The organism is Microbispora sp. NPDC046973, from assembly GCF_040644495.1.
Lineage (GTDB): Bacteria > Actinomycetota > Actinomycetes > Streptosporangiales > Streptosporangiaceae > Microbispora.
In genome coordinates, this window is sequence record NZ_JBEYWQ010000006.1 from 218,216 (window position 1) to 233,330 (window position 15,115).

Here is a 15,115-nt window from a genome sequence, read left to right on the forward strand (position 1 = left end):
GATGACGGGCTCCACCAGGCAGTCCGGGGCGGGCGACCGGGCCGAGGCTCCCCCGCGCAACACCGCGTGCTACGTCTACGGCATCCTCCCGGAGGACGTGGAGATCAGCGAGGACGCCGTCGGGGTGGGCGAACCTCCAGGCCGGGTCACGATCGTCAGGCACGGTGAGATCGCGGCCCTGGTGAGCGACGTCGACGTGGACCGCCCTCTCGGCCGCGCACAGGACCTGGTGGCCCACGAGCAGTTGCTCGACGAGGCCGCGGCCGAGGTGCCCGTGCTCCCCCTGCGGTTCGGCGCCGTGATGACCACGCCGGAAGCGGTCGTGGAGGAGCTGCTGGCCCCGCACCACGACTCGTTCGCGGCCGCACTGAAGCAGATCGAAGGCCGCGCCCAGTTCGTCCTCAAGGCGCGGTACGCCGAGCAGCCGGTGCTTGTCGAGGTGCTGACGGAGAACGCCGAGGCCAGGCAGCTGCGCGACCGGATCAGGCAGTTGCCGGAAGAGGTGACGCGGAGCGAACGGATCCGCCTCGGCGAGCTGATCACACAGATCATCGCGGCGAAACGCGAGGCCGACACCCGGGCGGTCGTCGAGCGCTTCGAGCCCGTCACCGCCGGCGCGGTGGTCCGGGACCCCAGCCACGAGCGAGACGCCGCGCACGTCGCGTTCCTCGTGGAGAACGACCGCCAGGCCGACTTCGAACGCGCCGTCGGGGAGCTGCGCTCCGAGTGGGGAGACCGGGTCGAGGTCCGGCTGCTCGGGCCGATGGCGCCGTACGACTTCGTCACCACCTGACTCATGAGGGGAGGCCGCCGTGGGACTGATCAGCATGCTGTTCACCTGGCCGCTCGCCCCGGTCCACGGAGTCATCCGGCTGGGTGAGCTGATCCAGCAGCAGGTCGAGCATGAGCTGAGGGATCCCGCGGCGGTCCGGCGGCGGCTGGAGGCCGTCGAGGAGGCCAGACGCGCGGGCCGGATCTCCGAGGAGGAGGAGGCCGAGGCCGTGGAGGAGATCCTCAGGCTCATGAGCGGACCGCGGAGGGGGTGATCGTCCCATGCCTCCCCGGCGGAGAGCCCGTTATGACGAGGACGCCGCGCCGTACGGGCGGCGGTCCTCCTCGGGCGTGCCCGTCGAGGAGGACGGGCCGTACGACGAGTCCGAGGGCGAAGACGAGGACGAGCGCAGGGGTGATCGTGCCGGCGAGCCGCGCCGGCGCCGGGCCGTGCTGAACGCGGTGTCCGCCGGACGGCTCGGCCTGCGCTACATCGCGGATCTGACCTCCAAGGACACGGAGGGGGTCACGTCGGTGGAACCCGTAGAGAACGGCTGGCTGGTGGACGTCGAGGTCGTCGAGGACCGCCGGATCCCGTCCACCAGCGACATGCTGTCGATCTACGAATGCCAGGTGGACGACGAGGGGAACCTCATGTCCTACCGGCGCACCCGGACCTACCGGCGCGGCGCGGGCGCCTACGGCGGTGGGCCATGACCGATCCCCGCTCGCGTCCCGTCCTGCGCGAGTCGTCGTACGCGCCGCCGGCCGTGATGGGCCGGGAGTCGACCAACCTGGGCGACATCCTGGAACGCGTGCTCGACCGGGGCATCGTGATCGCCGGCGACATCCGGGTGAATCTGCTGGAGATCGAGCTGCTGACCATCAAGCTGCGGCTGGTCATCGCCTCGGTCGACACCGCGCGGGAGATCGGCATCGACTGGTGGGAGCGTGACCCGTGGCTCAGCGGCAGGGACCGCGAACTGGTCGAGGAGAACCGCCGGCTCCGCGAGCGCCTCAGCGCGGTCGAGGAGCGCCTGCTCGCCTGGGAGGAGCGTACGGAACTCGAACCGGGCGAGCCCGCGCAGGAGCGACCGGGTGAGCGGCGGGGCGACCGCCAGGCCGAGGCTCGCGCCCGGCGGCTCGGCCGCCCCGGCGGAACGGAGCCCGGCCGTGAGTGAGAACCACCCCGCCGTGGGCTCAGGCCAGGGGGTCTACCTGTACGCGGTGACGTCCGGCGGGGAGAGCGGGGAGCCCCCTTCCGACCTGCGCGGCGTCATGGACGCCGTGGTGCGGCCCGTGCCCCGCGGCGGGCTCGTGGCCCACGTCAGCGACGTGCCCCTCGACAGGTTCGGGGAGGAGCCGCTGCGCCGCTCGCTGGAGGACCTCGACTGGGTGGAGGGAGTCGCCCGCGCCCACCACCGGGTCGTCGAGGCGCTGGCGGCGGCCGGGCCGACCGCCCCCGTGCGTCTCGTGACCGTCTACACCGGCGAGGAGCAGGTCCGCGACCTCCTCGACCGGCGGCACGACGACTTCGCGGAGATCCTGTCGCATGTCGCGGGACGGCGGGAGTGGGGCGTCAAGGCATACCTGCGCAGGGACACGCCACCCCCCTCCCCGGCGCCGGCGGCCGCCGCTCCGGCCGGTGCCGACAGCCCCGGCATGGCGTACCTGCGCCGGAAGAAGGAGAGCCTGCGCGGCAGGGAGGACCTGTGGCGCGCGGCGGCCGAGCGGGCCGAGCTCCTGCACGCCGAGCTGGGACAGGTCGCCGTGGCGAGCCGCCGCCACCGCCCGCAGGACCCCCAGTTGTCCGGGCGGAGCGAGTCGATGGTGCTCAACGGCGCCTACCTGGTGGATCCGGCCCGCGAGGAGGAGTTCGCCGCGGTGCTCGGCGGCTACCGCGACCGGTTCCTGGACGTGGAGCTCACCGGCCCGTGGGCGCCCTACTCCTTCACCTCGATCGACCTCGGAGCGGCCGGCCGGGCGGGGGGCGTGCGATGACACCCGGCGGCAGCCCGGCATACCTGCCGGAGCGGCCGCGGGGCGCCGCCCTCGCCGCCGAGGGCCGCCTGCCGCCCGAGCGGGTGGCGCTCGTCGACCTGCTCGACCGGCTGCTCGCGGGCGGCGTGGTGATAACCGGCGACATCGTGCTGTCGATCGCCGACATCGACCTCGTCCGCATCTCGCTGCGGGCGCTGCTCGGCTCCGTACGCGGCACCGAGCCGTTCGACCCGCTCGGCGAGCCGTACGGCGGGCGGGGCACGGGCGATCCCGGCTGCGGCAGGAGGGAAGAGGTTGAGGATGACCGGTGGTGAGGCCGGGCCGTGGAACACCGCGGCGGGGCCGTGGCGGATGGGCGTGGAGACCGAGGCGGGCGGCCCAAATCAGTGGGAGCAGCGCCAGTGGGAGCGCGGCGCCGAGGCCGGGAGGGGCAGCCCCTGGCGGCTGAACACCGACCCGGACGCGGTGCGGCGCGACCTGAGCCGCCTCGTGCTGACGCTCGTCGAGCTGGTGCGCCAGCTCGTGGAACGGCAGGCCATCCGGCGGATGGATCAGGGCGACCTGTCCGACGAGCAGGTCGAGACGCTCGGCCTGACGCTGATGCGCCTGGAGGAGGCGATGACCGAGTTGTGCGAGCGGTTCGACGTCTCGCCGTCCGACCTCAACCTCGACCTGGGGCCCCTCGGCACGCTGCTGCCCACCGACGGGCCGTGAGCGCGGGTGTGTACGGCCAGGTCCCGGGGGTAGTCGGAGGGGGTCGAAGGGGCCGGGAGGTGCCGCCATGAGTGTCGTCGGCCGGGACGAGGTCCGTGCGCTGCTGGAGTCGCCGTCGCCCGACGCGACGCTGGTGCTGGTGAGCGGGCGGTGCGAGGTCGTGCCGGAGTCGCGGGCCGAGGGCCTGGTGATCGCCAGCCGGCGCGACGTGGAGAGCCTGGTGGGAGACGACCCGGTGGACGACCGGCGGCTCGGCGAGCTCGCCGACCGGCTCGACACGGTCGCCCGCGACCTGGGGGCGTGACGGACCGACCGCGGCCCCGCGGCGCTGGGGGGAGCGTATGGGGGGATTCGATGCGTCCGCCTACGGGCGGGCGATCGCGGACATCTACGACGAGATGGTGGAGCACCTGCCCACCGGTCCGGCGGTCGAGCGCGTCTTCCGGCTGGCCGAGGGAGGGCCGGTCCTGGAGTTCGGGATCGGCACCGGCAGGCTGGCGCTGCCTCTCGCCGCCCGCGGCGTGGCCGTGGCGGGCGTCGACGGGTCGCCCGACATGGTGGCGGTCCTTCGCGACAAGCCCGGCGGTGACCGCATCCCGGTGACGGTGGGCGACTTCTCGCAGGTGCGGGTCGAGGGGCGGTTCGCGCTCGTCCTGCTGGCCTTCAACACCGTCTTCGCGCTGCCCTCCCAGGACGCCCAGGTGCGGTGCTTCCGCAACGCGGCGGCCCATCTGCGGCCCGGGGGGCGCTTCGTGATCGAGGCGTGGGTGCCGGACCCGGCGGCCTTCCGCGACCGGACGTCGCTGCGCCTGCTGTCGCTCGGCGAGGACGAGGTCGTCGTCGAGGCCGCCCGGCTGAGCCCGGCCGAGCAGTTCATGCACACCACGAAACTGCGGATGACCGCGGGCGGACTGCGGCTGCTGCCGGCCGACCACCGCTACGCCTGGCCGTGCGAGCTGGACCTCATGGCCCGCCTCGCGGGGATGGAGCGGGAGCACCGCTGGGCCGACTGGTCCGGCACTCCGTTCACCGACGACAGCCGCGCCCACGTGTCCGTCTACCGCCTGCTGGAGAGCTGATGCAGTTGCCCGCGCCCAGAGGCCCGCTCACCGACCGGCTCTTCACGGAGCTGGCCCGGCCGCCTCACGTTTTCGGCCCGCCGCCCGCCGCCGGGTATGGCGACGACGAGGACGCCCAGCTCGCGCTGTTCGTCTGTTACGAGCTGCACTACCAGGGCTTCGACGGCGTCGACGACCGCTGGGAGTGGAACCCGTCGCTGCTGGCGCTGCGGGAGCGCCTGGAGACGTGGTTCGAGGCGTGGCTGGCCCGGCGCGTGCCCCGCCCGCCCGCTCCGCCGCCGCGGGAGGTGCCCCGGGCCCTGGCGGCGCTGGTGGCGGCCGACGACGGCCCCTCCCTGTCGGCGTACCTGCGCGGGAGAGGCGACGCCGCGCAGTTCCGCGAGTTCGTGGTCCACCGGTCGATCTACCAGCTCAAGGAGGCCGACCCCCACACATGGGGCATCCCGCGCCTGCTCGGGCGGCCGAAGGCGGCGCTGGTGGAGATCCAGTCCGACGAGTACGGCGGGGGCAGGCCGGAACGCATGCACGCCGAGCTGTTCCGCGCGACCATGCGGGGGCTCGGCCTCGACGACTCCTACGGCGCCTACCTGGGCGGCGTTCCCGGCGTGACGCTCGCGATCAGCAACGTCATGTCGCTGTTCGGGCTGCACCGCCACCACCGGGGCGCGCTCCTCGGGCACCTCGCGGCGTTCGAGATGACCTCGTCGCTGCCCAACCGCCGCTACAGCCAGGGCCTGCGGCGGCTGGGCGGCGACGCCGGCGCGCGCCGCTACTACGACGAGCACGTGCAGGCCGACGCCGTGCACGAGCAGATCGCCGCGCACGACATGTGCGGCGCGTTCGCCGTGGAACACCCCGGCCTGACCGGCGACATCCTGTACGGCGCCGCCTGCGCGCTGGCCCTCGACCGGCTCTTCGCGGAGCATCTGCTGGGCCGCTGGCAGGAGGGGCGCACCTCGCTGTGGAAGGCGGAGCGGCGGGCCGACGCCGAGGTGACGGTGCGATGACCACGCTCGGCCGCCGCCCGCCCGGGTCAGGCCCCGTCACAGGATCAGGCCTCGTCGCAGGATCAGGGACAGGCGCGGCGGACATCGACTACGTGCTGCCGCTGCGCTGGCACGACGACGACGGACTGACGGAGCTGACCGGCTACCTGCGCGGCCTGTCCCGGCACGCCCGGATCGTGGTGGTCGACGGCTCGCCGTCGCCGCTGTTCGAACGGCACGTGCGCCTGTGGTGCGGCATCGCCGAGCACGTGCGGCCCGACGGCGATCTGACGGTGGCGAACGGCAAGGTGGCGGGCGTGCTCACCGGCATGCGCCGCGCCCGGAGCGAGCACGTCGTCATCGCCGACGACGACGTGCGCTACGACACGGACGCGCTCGCCCGGGTCAACGCTCTGCTCGACCACGCCGACCTCGTCCGCCCGCAGAACCACTTCCAGCCGCTGCCCTGGCACGCCCGCTGGGACAGCGCCCGCACCCTGCTCAACCGCGGCCTCGGAGCGGACTATCCGGGGACCTTCGGCCTACGCCGCTCGACGTTCGAGAAGATGGGCGGCTACGACGGCGACGTGCTGTTCGAGAACCTGGAGCTCATCCGCACGGTCCGCGCCCACGGCGGCCGGGAGGTCCGCCCGCTCGACCTGTACGTGCGGCGCCTGCCGCCCGGCACCCGGCGGTTCTGGTCACAGCGGGTCCGGCAGGCGTACGACGACCTGGCGCAGCCCGCGCGGATGGCGGTCTTCCTCGCCGTCCTCCCCTGCGTGGGCGCGGCTGTGTGGCGACGCCGGCCGGAGCTGATCGCGGCGGGCGCGGTGGCGGCGGTCGGCCTGGCGGAGATCGGACGCCGCCGCGCCGGGGGCCGCCGGGTCTTCCCCGCGGCGGCCAGCCTGTTCGCGCCGGTCTGGGTGCTCGAACGCGCCACCTGCAGCTGGGCGGCCCTCGCCGCCAGGTTCGCGCTGGGCGGCGTGCCGTACGCCGGGCGGCGCCTGCGGGTCGCCGCGCACTCGACGCGCCGGCTCCGCCGCCGGGCACTCTAGGCGTCCGCCCCTTCCGGATCGGGCTTCGCCGGCCGGATCGGGCTTCGCCGGCCGGATCGGGCTTCGCCGGGCAGATTCGCTGGGCAGATCAGGCTTCGCCGGGCGGCGGTCGGCGGCTCTCGTCAGGCGGGCGGGTCGGGCTCGCTCGCCGCGCGGAAGCCGACCGCCTTGTGAGAGCCGTCGCAGAACGGCTTGGTCGAGGATCGGCCGCAGCGGCACAGCGCCACCGTGGCCCTGCCCGGATCGATGCGCCGCCCGTCCTGCGTCATGAGCGTGAACGGCCCGCGCACCAGCAGCGGGCCGTCCTCGCAGGGCGTCACCGTGACCGCCGTCGCCGTGCCCGGGTCCTCCGCCATGTGGTCCATGCGGTGCAGCCTGCCCGGGACGGCGACGGCATAACACGTGGTCAGCGGCGTACGGTCAGTCCCATCTCGCACAGTGGGCGGAGGGGCTGAAGGCCCAGCACCCCGCCCGGCGCGCGTCCGGTTCGTCGGCCGCGAGCGCGAACCCGGCGTACGGCGCGCTGAACGCCCCGGGGACGCCCGACGGGCTGGGCAGGCCCGGCTTCGCGCTCGGCGGGGCGAAGGCCCACCGCGGCGTCGCCGTGCCGCCCGTCGTGCCCCCGTCGGCCGAGAACTCGTGGGAGTGCCCGGCTGTACGGCTCCGCCAGGGCGCCAGGCTCCAGCAGCCGGCCGTACCGTCGTCCCCGCATCGATCGTGCGCACGGGCGATCAGCGGCGGCAGCGGCAGGTATCCCGGGATCGCGATCGGCGCGGTCGCCGCGGCCGGCGGCTGTCCGGCGGCGGGAGGCGCCGCCGCCGCGGACCGGCCGGTGAGCGACGGCGCGGGGATCCCCCACTCCGGGCCGCCCGGGGACGTCGGCACAGCCGTGGGAGCCGTGGACGCCGTGGGAGCCGTAGGAGCTGTGGAGGCCGTGGGCGTCACGGGCGGAAGAGCCGTCCGTGCCGGCGTCGCCGTACCGACCTGGGGGACGCTGGGCGGACTGGCGGCGGGAAGCGCGGTCGAGGTGACGGCTGCGCTGGGCTTGGGCTCCGGAGCTTGCTGCGTCGGCTTGTGCGTCGGTTTGTCGCTCGGCGCCTGCTTGGCTGTGGGCTTCGGCTTCGAGGTGGGCTTGTCCGTCGCCTTCTCGTCCGGCTTCGAGGTGGGCTTGTCCGTCGCCTTCTCGTCCGGCTTGTCTTTCGGTCCATCCGTGGGCTTGCTCGTGGGCTTCTCGGCCGGTTCATCCGTCGCGGTGGAGCCCGGTTGTGTGCTCCCCGTGGAGCCCGGGTTGGGCGAGACGCTCACCGGGACGGGCGCGGGCGGACCGGCCTGCGGTGTCGCGGCGTGGTCGCCGCCTGCCTTGGGCTCGGCATGCTCACCGCCTGCCTTGAGCTCGGCGTGGTCGCCGCCTGCCTTGGGCGCGGTCGCGCCGCTCGCGGCGGGTGCGGGGGTCTCGGGACCGGCGTCCCGGGCCGCCACCCTCTGCGCCGCCATCCCGGTGGGTCCGCTGCTCGCGGCCGGCGCCTGCGCTCCCTGACCGGCCTGACCGGCCTGACCGCCTTGGCGGTCCTGATCACGGGACTCGTGGGCCGTCCGGTCGCGCGGGGAGGCGCCGCCCGACCCGGTGCCCGGGGCGTCGCCGGACGAGCCGGAGGAAGATCCGGCGGACTCGTGTGACTCCCCCGACGAGCGATCGGAGCCGCCGGCGGAGTCACGGGCCGCACCGGACGAGCCGCCGGAGTCGCCCGAACCGGCCTTGTTCGCCGTCTGCGTGTCGGACCCGGCGTCGTTCCCCGCGTTTCCGGCGGCGCGCGACGCGTCCCTGGCACCGCCTGACTCGTTTTCGGCGCGATTCGGCGCATTCGTGGTGGTGTCGCGTTCCTTCGCGGTGTCCGCCGAGGAGTCGTCGTGCGCCGAGCCGGATGAGTCGCCCGGACCGCCGGACGAGTCCCGCTCCGCACCCGACGCACCGTCGGAACCGCGCGAAGAGCGATGTGAGGCGTCGGAGGAGTCGTGGACCGCGACCGCGTCGGACGAGCCGCCGGAGGAACCGGAGCCGGCCCTGTCCGTCGCCTGTCCGTCAGAGGCGGCGTCCGGGGCGTTCGCGGCGTCGTCATTCGCGCTGTCACGCACGCCGCCGGAGCCGCCCGACGAGGAATCCGGCGCCGAATCCGATGACGACGAGGCGTCGCCGGGCTCGTCGGAGGTGGGCGCGGCCATGGGGGCGGCGCCCTCTATCGGTGGGGGGGCGTCCCGGCCGGGCTCGGCCACGGCGGCCCAGGGCTGCGCGACGACGACGCCGCCGGTGGCGGATACCGCGGCCAGGAGCAGGCCGGAGACCAGGGTGGCGCGCCGGGAGGACATTCGGGGGGTCATTGAGGGCTCTTCCTCGATCTAGGGAGTGGGCCGGGGACCGATGAGGGACTTCCAGCCCGCCGCGGCGAACTCGGGCGTCCCTGGGAGAGCGGCTGCGGGGACGGACGGGGGCGTCGGGTCGGGGATGTTGACCCAGTCGCCCTTGTCCGCACCGCGCATATCGGGTTTCCACGCCATCAGCAGGCTCATGGCGTAGGGGCTGGAGTAGACGGGGCCGGTGGCACCGGCGCCCGTGGTCGCCGTCACCTGCACCAGGACGGAGACCTGCACCTGGTCCTCGGAGCGAACCTTCCACTGCACGCCGATCGTCTGCGTGCGAAGGGCCGCCCCGGCGGGGAGTTCGCCTTCGGAGGGAAGGCCGAGGGTCTCCCGCCAGCCGCGTACGGCGTCGCGGGCACCCTCGCGTGCCGCCTCGCGCTGGTCCGGCGGGGCGTACAGCGCGGCCGCCTGTTCCGCCTGACCGACGTCCAGCGTCCAGGCGGCCTCCAGGGCGGCGGCCGCGGCGGACGCCGCCCCGATCTCGGTGTGGGGGAAGCCGACGGGATAGCCCCCGTCGCCCTGGTGACCGGTGGGCACCGCCAGCGCGACGGACGGCGCGACGACGCGTGCCCGTGTGGGCGGCGCCTCGGCGTGCCGGGTCTGCAGCACGATCACCGCGACGGCGATGACGGTGACGACCCCCGCGACGGCGACGATCAGGTGCCGGGGATCCCACCGTCGCGGCGGTCCCAGGTCCCAGTCGAGCGCCGGATCGGGGATGACCGGTCCCACTACTTGCTCCGGTCGGGCCGCTGTGAGAACGCCTGCCCGGCGGCCGCGGCGAGGCGCAGGTACGCACCGCGGGTGGTGGGCCGCAGCCGGGCCAGGTCGACCTCCGCGCCCTCCTTGAGATGCGGGTCGAACGGCACCCGCACCACCGTGCGGCAGCGTCCGGCGAAGTGGCGTTCGAGCAGGTCGACGTCCACGTGTGACTTCGGCTCGACCGCGTTCAGCACGACGATGGCGTTCTTGACGAGGTGGCCGTGGCCGTGGGCGGTGAGCCAGTCGAGGGTGGCGGCGGCCGAGCTCGCGCCGTCCACCGCGACCATGGTGACCAGCACGATCTGGTCGGCGAGCTCCAGCGTGGCGCCCATGGCGCCGTGCAGGAGCCCGGTGCCGCAGTCGGTGATGCAGATCGAGTAGTAGCGCTCGATCAGATTGGCGACCGTACGGTAGTCCTCGGCGTTGAACGCCTCGCTCACGGCCGGGTCGGTGTCGGACGCGAGCACCTCCAGCCGGGCGGAGGACTGCGAGGTGAACGCGCGAGCGTCGGCGTACCGGACGATGTGCGGCGCCTCGGCCAGCAGGGTCCTGATCGTCGCCGCGGTCTCCGACTTGACCTTGATGCCGAGCGTCCCCCTGTCGGGGTTGGCATCGATGGCGATCACCCGGTCGCCGCGCAGCGAGGCCAGCGTGTTGCCCAGCGCCGCCGTCGTCGTGGTCTTCCCCACCCCGCCCTTGAGGCTCATCACCGCGATCCTGTGGTGACCGCTGGCGACGGGCGTCTGGGCCTGGGCGATCAGCGTGCGCCGTTCCAGCTCCGCCGCCGACTCCGAGGGGATGATCCGGCCGCCGGAGAGCTGGTAGACGAGCCGCCGCCACCCGCCGGTGGGCTCGATGCGGCGGTTGGTCAACAGGTGTTCGGCCGTGAGAGGCACGCTCTCCGGGAACTGCTCGGCGGGAGTGGGCACCGAAGTGTGGATCTCAGTCATGGGCGGGTCCTTTCACCGAGGACGAGAGGAAACGGAGGCGGTCAGCAGGTGCTCCATCGCACGGTGGCGGTGCCTTTGCCCTTCGGGCCGTGCAGTTCGAGCGGCGCCGTCACGGGCGCGGGGACCCCGCACCAGTAGCGGACGCGCATCGCGCGCACGGTGAGCACGTCGGTGTGCCCGGGCTTGAGCGTTCCACTGGACGGCTCGACCACCAGGCCGGGAGCCGATATCCGCCATTTCACGGGTTTTCCAGATGTCGTCGAGAGAGTGAGGGTCCCTCTCCCGAACGCGTCGAGTGTGACGACGGACGGCGCCTGCACACCCCAGGCGCCCATCAGGAAGGCGCCGGGAGATGCGGGGGTGTCCGGAGCGGCGCCCGGTTTGCCGGCCTGCGCGGCGCCTCCGGCTGTGGTGCTCTGTCCGCCAGGCTGCGCGGCGCCTCCGGCTGTGGTGCTCTGCCCGCCAGGCTGCGCCGCGCCCCCGGCCGCGGTGCTCTGTCCACCGGGCTGCGCGGCGCCTCCGGCTGTGGCGCCTCCGGCGGCGGTCGCGGTCACCGTGGCCCGCGGCGCGCCCGAGGCCGTGCTCGTGGCGCCCTCGCCCGCCGCCGCGCCACCCGCCGCGCCACCCGCCACGGTCCCGCCGGTTGCGCCGCCCACCGCCGCGCCGTCCGTTCGGCCGGCCGCCGGAGGGTTCGCGCCCGTCCTCGTTCCCTGCGGATCGCCGGACGCCTGCGCGACGCTCGCCTCCAGTGACCCCTTCTGGGATTGGGGGGCGGGAGCGAAGAGGTTGATTCCCGTCACGGTCCCGGCGGCCCCCGCGATGACGACGATGACGATCCTCAAGGCGGTCGCCCGAAGCAGCGTGCCGACCCGGGCCAGGACCTCGACGATCCTGATCTGCGCACCGGCGGGCGGCCTGTGGGTGAGGTCCACCTCCCCCACCGTGTCGGCGACCTCGGCGGCGTGAGCGGGAACGGGGGCGGGGGCGGGAACCGCCTCGGCGGCGTGCGCCAGTGCCTCTCTGGCCCTGATCTGCGAGAGCAGCGCGTTGTAGAGGGGCGTGTCCTGCCCCGGTGGCAGACCGGCGTCCTCTCCGGACGCCGGATGCGCCCCTCTCGCCGCCCCGGTCGCGCCCAAGTAGCCGGTCGGCCCAACCTGCCCGGACGGCCGGGCGGGCCCGACCGGCCCGGCCGAGCTCGCCCCCGGTGACCCAGGCGCCCCCGGGGACCCAGGCGACCCAGGGGACCTGGCGGCGCCCGACGGCTTGGGGAACGGGTTGGGCCGTTGCGCGCCGCGCGACCTCGCTATCCCCTGCGGCCACGGCAGGCTCGGCTGGGTGTCCTCCTGGGAGATGGCCCGCACCGGGCGCTCCGGCAGTTCTGGTCCGGCACCGGCCGCAGCGCCGGCAGGACGCGGCGCTACCGGCAGTTCTGGTCCGGCACCGGCCGCAGCGCCGGCAGGACGTGGTGCTTCCGTCTTCGCGGGCGGGACCAGGCGGCCGGGACTCGTGTCCTCCCTGCTCTCCCTGCCCTCCCGATCCCGCCGGGCCTGCCGCGCCTGCCGGTCCTCGTCGGACGGCGGGCGGGACTCCTCACGCGGCACGGCCGGCGACAGGCCGGAATCGGGCGGCGCCGACGGCGGAGCGGCCGGAGACGGCGCAGGGAACGCAGGTACGGAAGGCGGCGCGGGGAACGCAGGTGCGGGGACGACAGGCGCGGGCGCGGTGTCCACGGGCGCGGACAGCGGCATGCCGAACGACGAGGGAGGCCGGTGCGCCGCCGTCCGCTCCGCCGGAGCGGGCCTGGCCCTGCTCAGGGCGTCCAGGAGTCGCTGCCTGGTCTCGGGTGCGAGGTCGGCGACCGGAGGGCGGGAGAGGATCTGCGGAACGGTGTATCGGATGTTGATGGGCCGCTTGCACACCACGCACGTCACGATGTGCCGGAGCAGCGCCGTACGGGCCGCGCCGAAGTCGGCCGCCTCGCCGTGCTCGTCCGGGAAGACGGCGGCGGCCAGTGGAGCGATCTCAGGGCAGATCGGCCGGCCCCGGGCGAGGCCGTCCAGCCCGCTCACGAGGATCTCCACCACGTCCTGGGTACGCGCGATGAGCCTGCCGGTCTCCTTCAGCGGCAGGGCGAGCACGTACACGAGATCCCGAAGTGGGAGTTCGTGGCGGTAGAGCAGGAGCAGCGTCTCCGCTCCCAGAGGGTCCGCCAGGCGCCAGGCGCGCCGCACCGCGAGGTGGTCGGGCCCGCCGGGACCGGCCCCGGGCAGGAAGCCCCGCCCCGGGCCGGTGGCGACCTCACGGCGCAGCGCGGACAGCAGCCAGGCCCGGTCTGAAACGTTCCCGGGCCGTTCGCGGGCGGCGCACGACTCCAGCGCGGCGATCACCGCCGCGAGCATGGGGCCGGACTCGAGGTGGCCGGAGGCGTAGTCGACGAGGTGGGCGCCGTGCTCGTCCACCCATGCCATCCCCCGGCCGGGGTCGAGCGTCACATCCCCGGCGGGCGGGTTCATGCGCACCGGATCGGGGTGAGGATGACGACGGCGTCATGTTCGGCCAGAGCATCCCTGCGACTTAGGCATGGCACTTGCCTAACAGGAAATCTTGATGCATACCGATACATAGAACGAGATCTTAGACTGACTGCGATGTGTTGGGAAGGAAAAGAACCAGAGAAATCCTGAGTTGAGGATAAGCCGCAAATAACACCGATATGGTCATCCGAAAGGGACCCAATCGCGGCACCGTTATCGCCTCCCGACATGTCTGGAGAAGTTGCGGATCACGCCCGCTCCGGCCAGCCCATCAACCGGATGACCTGGCCTTTCATTTCGTTTTCCGGCTCGGAACACAGTCGGGGGCGGACCGGTTTCCATGCCCGCCTTTCGCCCGTCACCCGATCGCCACATCCGATGTGAATAGCCTTCATATTTCCGGGGAATAACCAGCTTTCCATGCTTTTTCGGCATTACAGCATGCGCACGACCGGTCTCGGCGTGAAGCAGCCTCCGCCGTACGACGAAACGATCTCCTGATTTACTCGGGAGCCGCAACCATCGGCGTGATCGGCGGCGAAGAGGTACGCGTGGAGACCGTCGTCGTGTTGTTCAACCGGGACCTGCGAATTCATGATCACCCGGCGTTGTTCGAGGCGTGCGCCGTGGCCGGGCACGTCGTTCCGTTGTTCGTGTTCGACCCCGCGATCGGGGCCCGGCACCGCCGTGACTTCCTCCACGCGTCCCTCCATGACCTGCGGTCGTCCCTGCGCGCGCTCGGCGGGGACCTCGTCGTACGGCACGGCGACCCGGTGGCCCACGCCGTACGGGCCGCCGGGGAGGCGGGCGCGTCGGCGATCTGGGCGAGCGAGGACGTCAGCCCGCTGGCGCGGCGGCGGGAGCGGCGCCTGGCGGAGGAGTGCCGGGCCAGCCGGCTGGAGTTCCGCCTCTTCCCCGGCGTGACCGTGGTGCCCCCCGGCGCGCTGCGACCCGGCAGCGGGAGCCACTACCGGGTCTTCTCGCCCTACTGGCGGGCCTGGTCGGCCACGGCGAGACGGCCGGTCCTCGATGCGCCCCACCGTCTGTGCCTGCCGCCCGGCGTCGACGCGGGAGTCCTGCCCGGGGCTCTTCCCGAGCCGTACGGGATCGTGCGGGGCGGGGAGAGCGAGGCGCGACGGCGGCTGGAACGGTGGGTGGGCGACGGCCTCGCCTCCTACGCCGAGACCCGCGACCGGATGGCGGAGCGCACCTCGATGCTGAGCGCCTACCTCCACTTCGGTTGTGTGTCGCCGCTGGAGGTGGTGGACCGTGCCGGCGAACGGCCCGGCGGCGAGGAGTACGTCAGGCAGCTGTGCTGGCGCGACTTCCACTACCAGGTCGTCGACGCCTTCCCGGACATGGGCCGGCGCGACTACCGCCCGCGAGACGTGGAGTGGCGGCGCGACGAGGAGGCGGAGGCCGCCTGGCGGGAGGGCGCGACCGGGGTTCCGATCGTGGACGCGGGCATGCGCCAGCTTCTCGCCGAGGGCTGGATGCACAACCGGGTGCGCCTGGTCACCGGCTCCTACCTGACCAAACGGCTCGGGATCGACTGGCGGGCCGGGCTGGAGCACTTCGCCGAGTGGCTGCTCGACGGCGACATGCCCAACAACTGCGGCAACTGGCAGTGGGTCGCGGGGACGGGCAACGACACCCGGCCCTACCGCAGGCTCAACCCCCTGCGGCAGGCCAGGAGGTTCGACCCGGAGGGGGAGTACGTGCGGCGCTATGTCCCCGAGCTCGCGTCACTGCCCGACGACCTGGTCCACGAGCCGTGGAAGGTACGCGGCGGGGTGCCGGGCTACCCCTCCTGTCCTCTGGGCGGCGAGCTCAGTGCGTGACGGCCGC

Annotated in this window: 17 protein-coding genes; 12 read left to right on the forward strand and 5 right to left on the reverse strand. The window is 73.7% G+C overall.

The window, feature by feature from the left end:
- Nucleotide 1 precedes the first annotated feature (1 nt).
- The 11 genes from ABZ860_RS15005 (at nucleotide 2) to ABZ860_RS15055 (ending at nucleotide 6,606) form a co-directional block, all read left to right on the forward strand.
- Complete coding sequence (locus tag ABZ860_RS15005) at nucleotides 2-793, forward strand: GvpL/GvpF family gas vesicle protein (protein ID WP_357220079.1); 792 nt, start codon at nucleotides 2-4, stop codon at nucleotides 791-793.
- Between the two features lie 19 nt (nucleotides 794-812).
- Entirely contained in the window at nucleotides 813-1,046 is a 234-nt protein-coding gene (locus ABZ860_RS15010) for a gas vesicle protein GvpG (RefSeq protein ID WP_357220080.1), read from the forward strand.
- A gap of 7 nt (nucleotides 1,047-1,053) precedes the next feature.
- Entirely contained in the window at nucleotides 1,054-1,488 is a 435-nt protein-coding gene (gvpO, locus tag ABZ860_RS15015; protein WP_357220082.1) for a gas vesicle protein GvpO, read from the forward strand.
- Nucleotides 1,489-1,544: 56 nt separating this feature from the next.
- Nucleotides 1,545-1,952, forward strand: a complete 408-nt coding sequence (gene gvpJ, locus ABZ860_RS15020; protein WP_357220291.1) for a gas vesicle protein GvpJ — start codon at nucleotides 1,545-1,547, stop codon at nucleotides 1,950-1,952.
- A complete protein-coding gene (locus ABZ860_RS15025) occupies nucleotides 1,945-2,772 on the forward strand; it encodes a GvpL/GvpF family gas vesicle protein (RefSeq protein ID WP_357220084.1) in 828 nt (275 codons plus the stop codon). Before gvpJ ends, ABZ860_RS15025 begins: the two co-directional genes overlap by 8 nt.
- A complete protein-coding gene (locus ABZ860_RS15030; RefSeq protein ID WP_357220086.1) occupies nucleotides 2,769-3,086 on the forward strand; it encodes a gas vesicle protein in 318 nt (105 codons plus the stop codon). The genes ABZ860_RS15025 and ABZ860_RS15030 overlap by 4 nt, the downstream gene beginning before the upstream one ends.
- Entirely contained in the window at nucleotides 3,073-3,486 is a 414-nt protein-coding gene (locus ABZ860_RS15035) for a gas vesicle protein K (protein WP_357220088.1), read from the forward strand. The genes ABZ860_RS15030 and ABZ860_RS15035 overlap by 14 nt, the downstream gene beginning before the upstream one ends.
- 67 nt (nucleotides 3,487-3,553) lie before the next feature.
- Nucleotides 3,554-3,790, forward strand: a complete 237-nt coding sequence (locus ABZ860_RS15040; protein ID WP_357220090.1) for a hypothetical protein — start codon at nucleotides 3,554-3,556, stop codon at nucleotides 3,788-3,790.
- 37 nt (nucleotides 3,791-3,827) lie between these two features.
- Complete coding sequence (locus ABZ860_RS15045) at nucleotides 3,828-4,565, forward strand: class I SAM-dependent methyltransferase (RefSeq protein ID WP_357220092.1); 738 nt, start codon at nucleotides 3,828-3,830, stop codon at nucleotides 4,563-4,565.
- Complete coding sequence (locus ABZ860_RS15050) at nucleotides 4,565-5,572, forward strand: iron-containing redox enzyme family protein (protein WP_357220094.1); 1,008 nt, start codon at nucleotides 4,565-4,567, stop codon at nucleotides 5,570-5,572. The genes ABZ860_RS15045 and ABZ860_RS15050 overlap by 1 nt, the downstream gene beginning before the upstream one ends.
- Nucleotides 5,569-6,606 (forward strand): glycosyltransferase family 2 protein, encoded by a 1,038-nt coding sequence (locus ABZ860_RS15055; protein WP_357220096.1) that lies wholly within the window; start codon nucleotides 5,569-5,571, stop codon nucleotides 6,604-6,606. The genes ABZ860_RS15050 and ABZ860_RS15055 overlap by 4 nt, the downstream gene beginning before the upstream one ends.
- Before the next feature lie 122 nt (nucleotides 6,607-6,728).
- Here the strand turns inward: ABZ860_RS15055 and ABZ860_RS15060 are convergent, their stop codons facing one another.
- Genes ABZ860_RS15060 through ABZ860_RS15080 form a run of 5 tightly spaced genes read right to left on the reverse strand, consistent with a single transcriptional unit; the run spans nucleotide 6,729 to nucleotide 13,246 of the window.
- Nucleotides 6,729-6,971 carry a CDGSH iron-sulfur domain-containing protein gene (locus tag ABZ860_RS15060; protein WP_357220098.1) on the reverse strand — a complete coding sequence of 81 codons (243 nt, stop codon included), beginning with the start codon at nucleotides 6,969-6,971 and terminating at the stop codon, nucleotides 6,729-6,731.
- Nucleotides 6,972-7,026: 55 nt separating this feature from the next.
- A complete protein-coding gene (locus ABZ860_RS15065; RefSeq protein WP_357220100.1) occupies nucleotides 7,027-8,982 on the reverse strand; it encodes a hypothetical protein in 1,956 nt (651 codons plus the stop codon).
- Nucleotides 8,983-9,000: 18 nt separating this feature from the next.
- Nucleotides 9,001-9,753 (reverse strand): hypothetical protein, encoded by a 753-nt coding sequence (locus ABZ860_RS15070; protein WP_357220102.1) that lies wholly within the window; start codon nucleotides 9,751-9,753, stop codon nucleotides 9,001-9,003.
- Nucleotides 9,753-10,733: a MinD/ParA family protein gene (locus ABZ860_RS15075; protein WP_357220104.1), complete on the reverse strand. Its 981-nt coding sequence runs from the start codon at nucleotides 10,731-10,733 to the stop codon at nucleotides 9,753-9,755. The genes ABZ860_RS15070 and ABZ860_RS15075 overlap by 1 nt, the downstream gene beginning before the upstream one ends.
- A 41-nt stretch (nucleotides 10,734-10,774) precedes the next feature.
- On the reverse strand, nucleotides 10,775-13,246 hold the full coding sequence (locus ABZ860_RS15080; protein ID WP_357220106.1) for a hypothetical protein: 2,472 nt from the start codon (nucleotides 13,244-13,246) through the stop codon (nucleotides 10,775-10,777).
- A 572-nt stretch (nucleotides 13,247-13,818) separates the two neighbouring features.
- Between ABZ860_RS15080 and ABZ860_RS15085 the strand changes: the two genes are divergently transcribed.
- Nucleotides 13,819-15,108 (forward strand): deoxyribodipyrimidine photo-lyase, encoded by a 1,290-nt coding sequence (locus ABZ860_RS15085; protein WP_357220108.1) that lies wholly within the window; start codon nucleotides 13,819-13,821, stop codon nucleotides 15,106-15,108.
- Nucleotides 15,109-15,115: the final 7 nt, after the last annotated feature.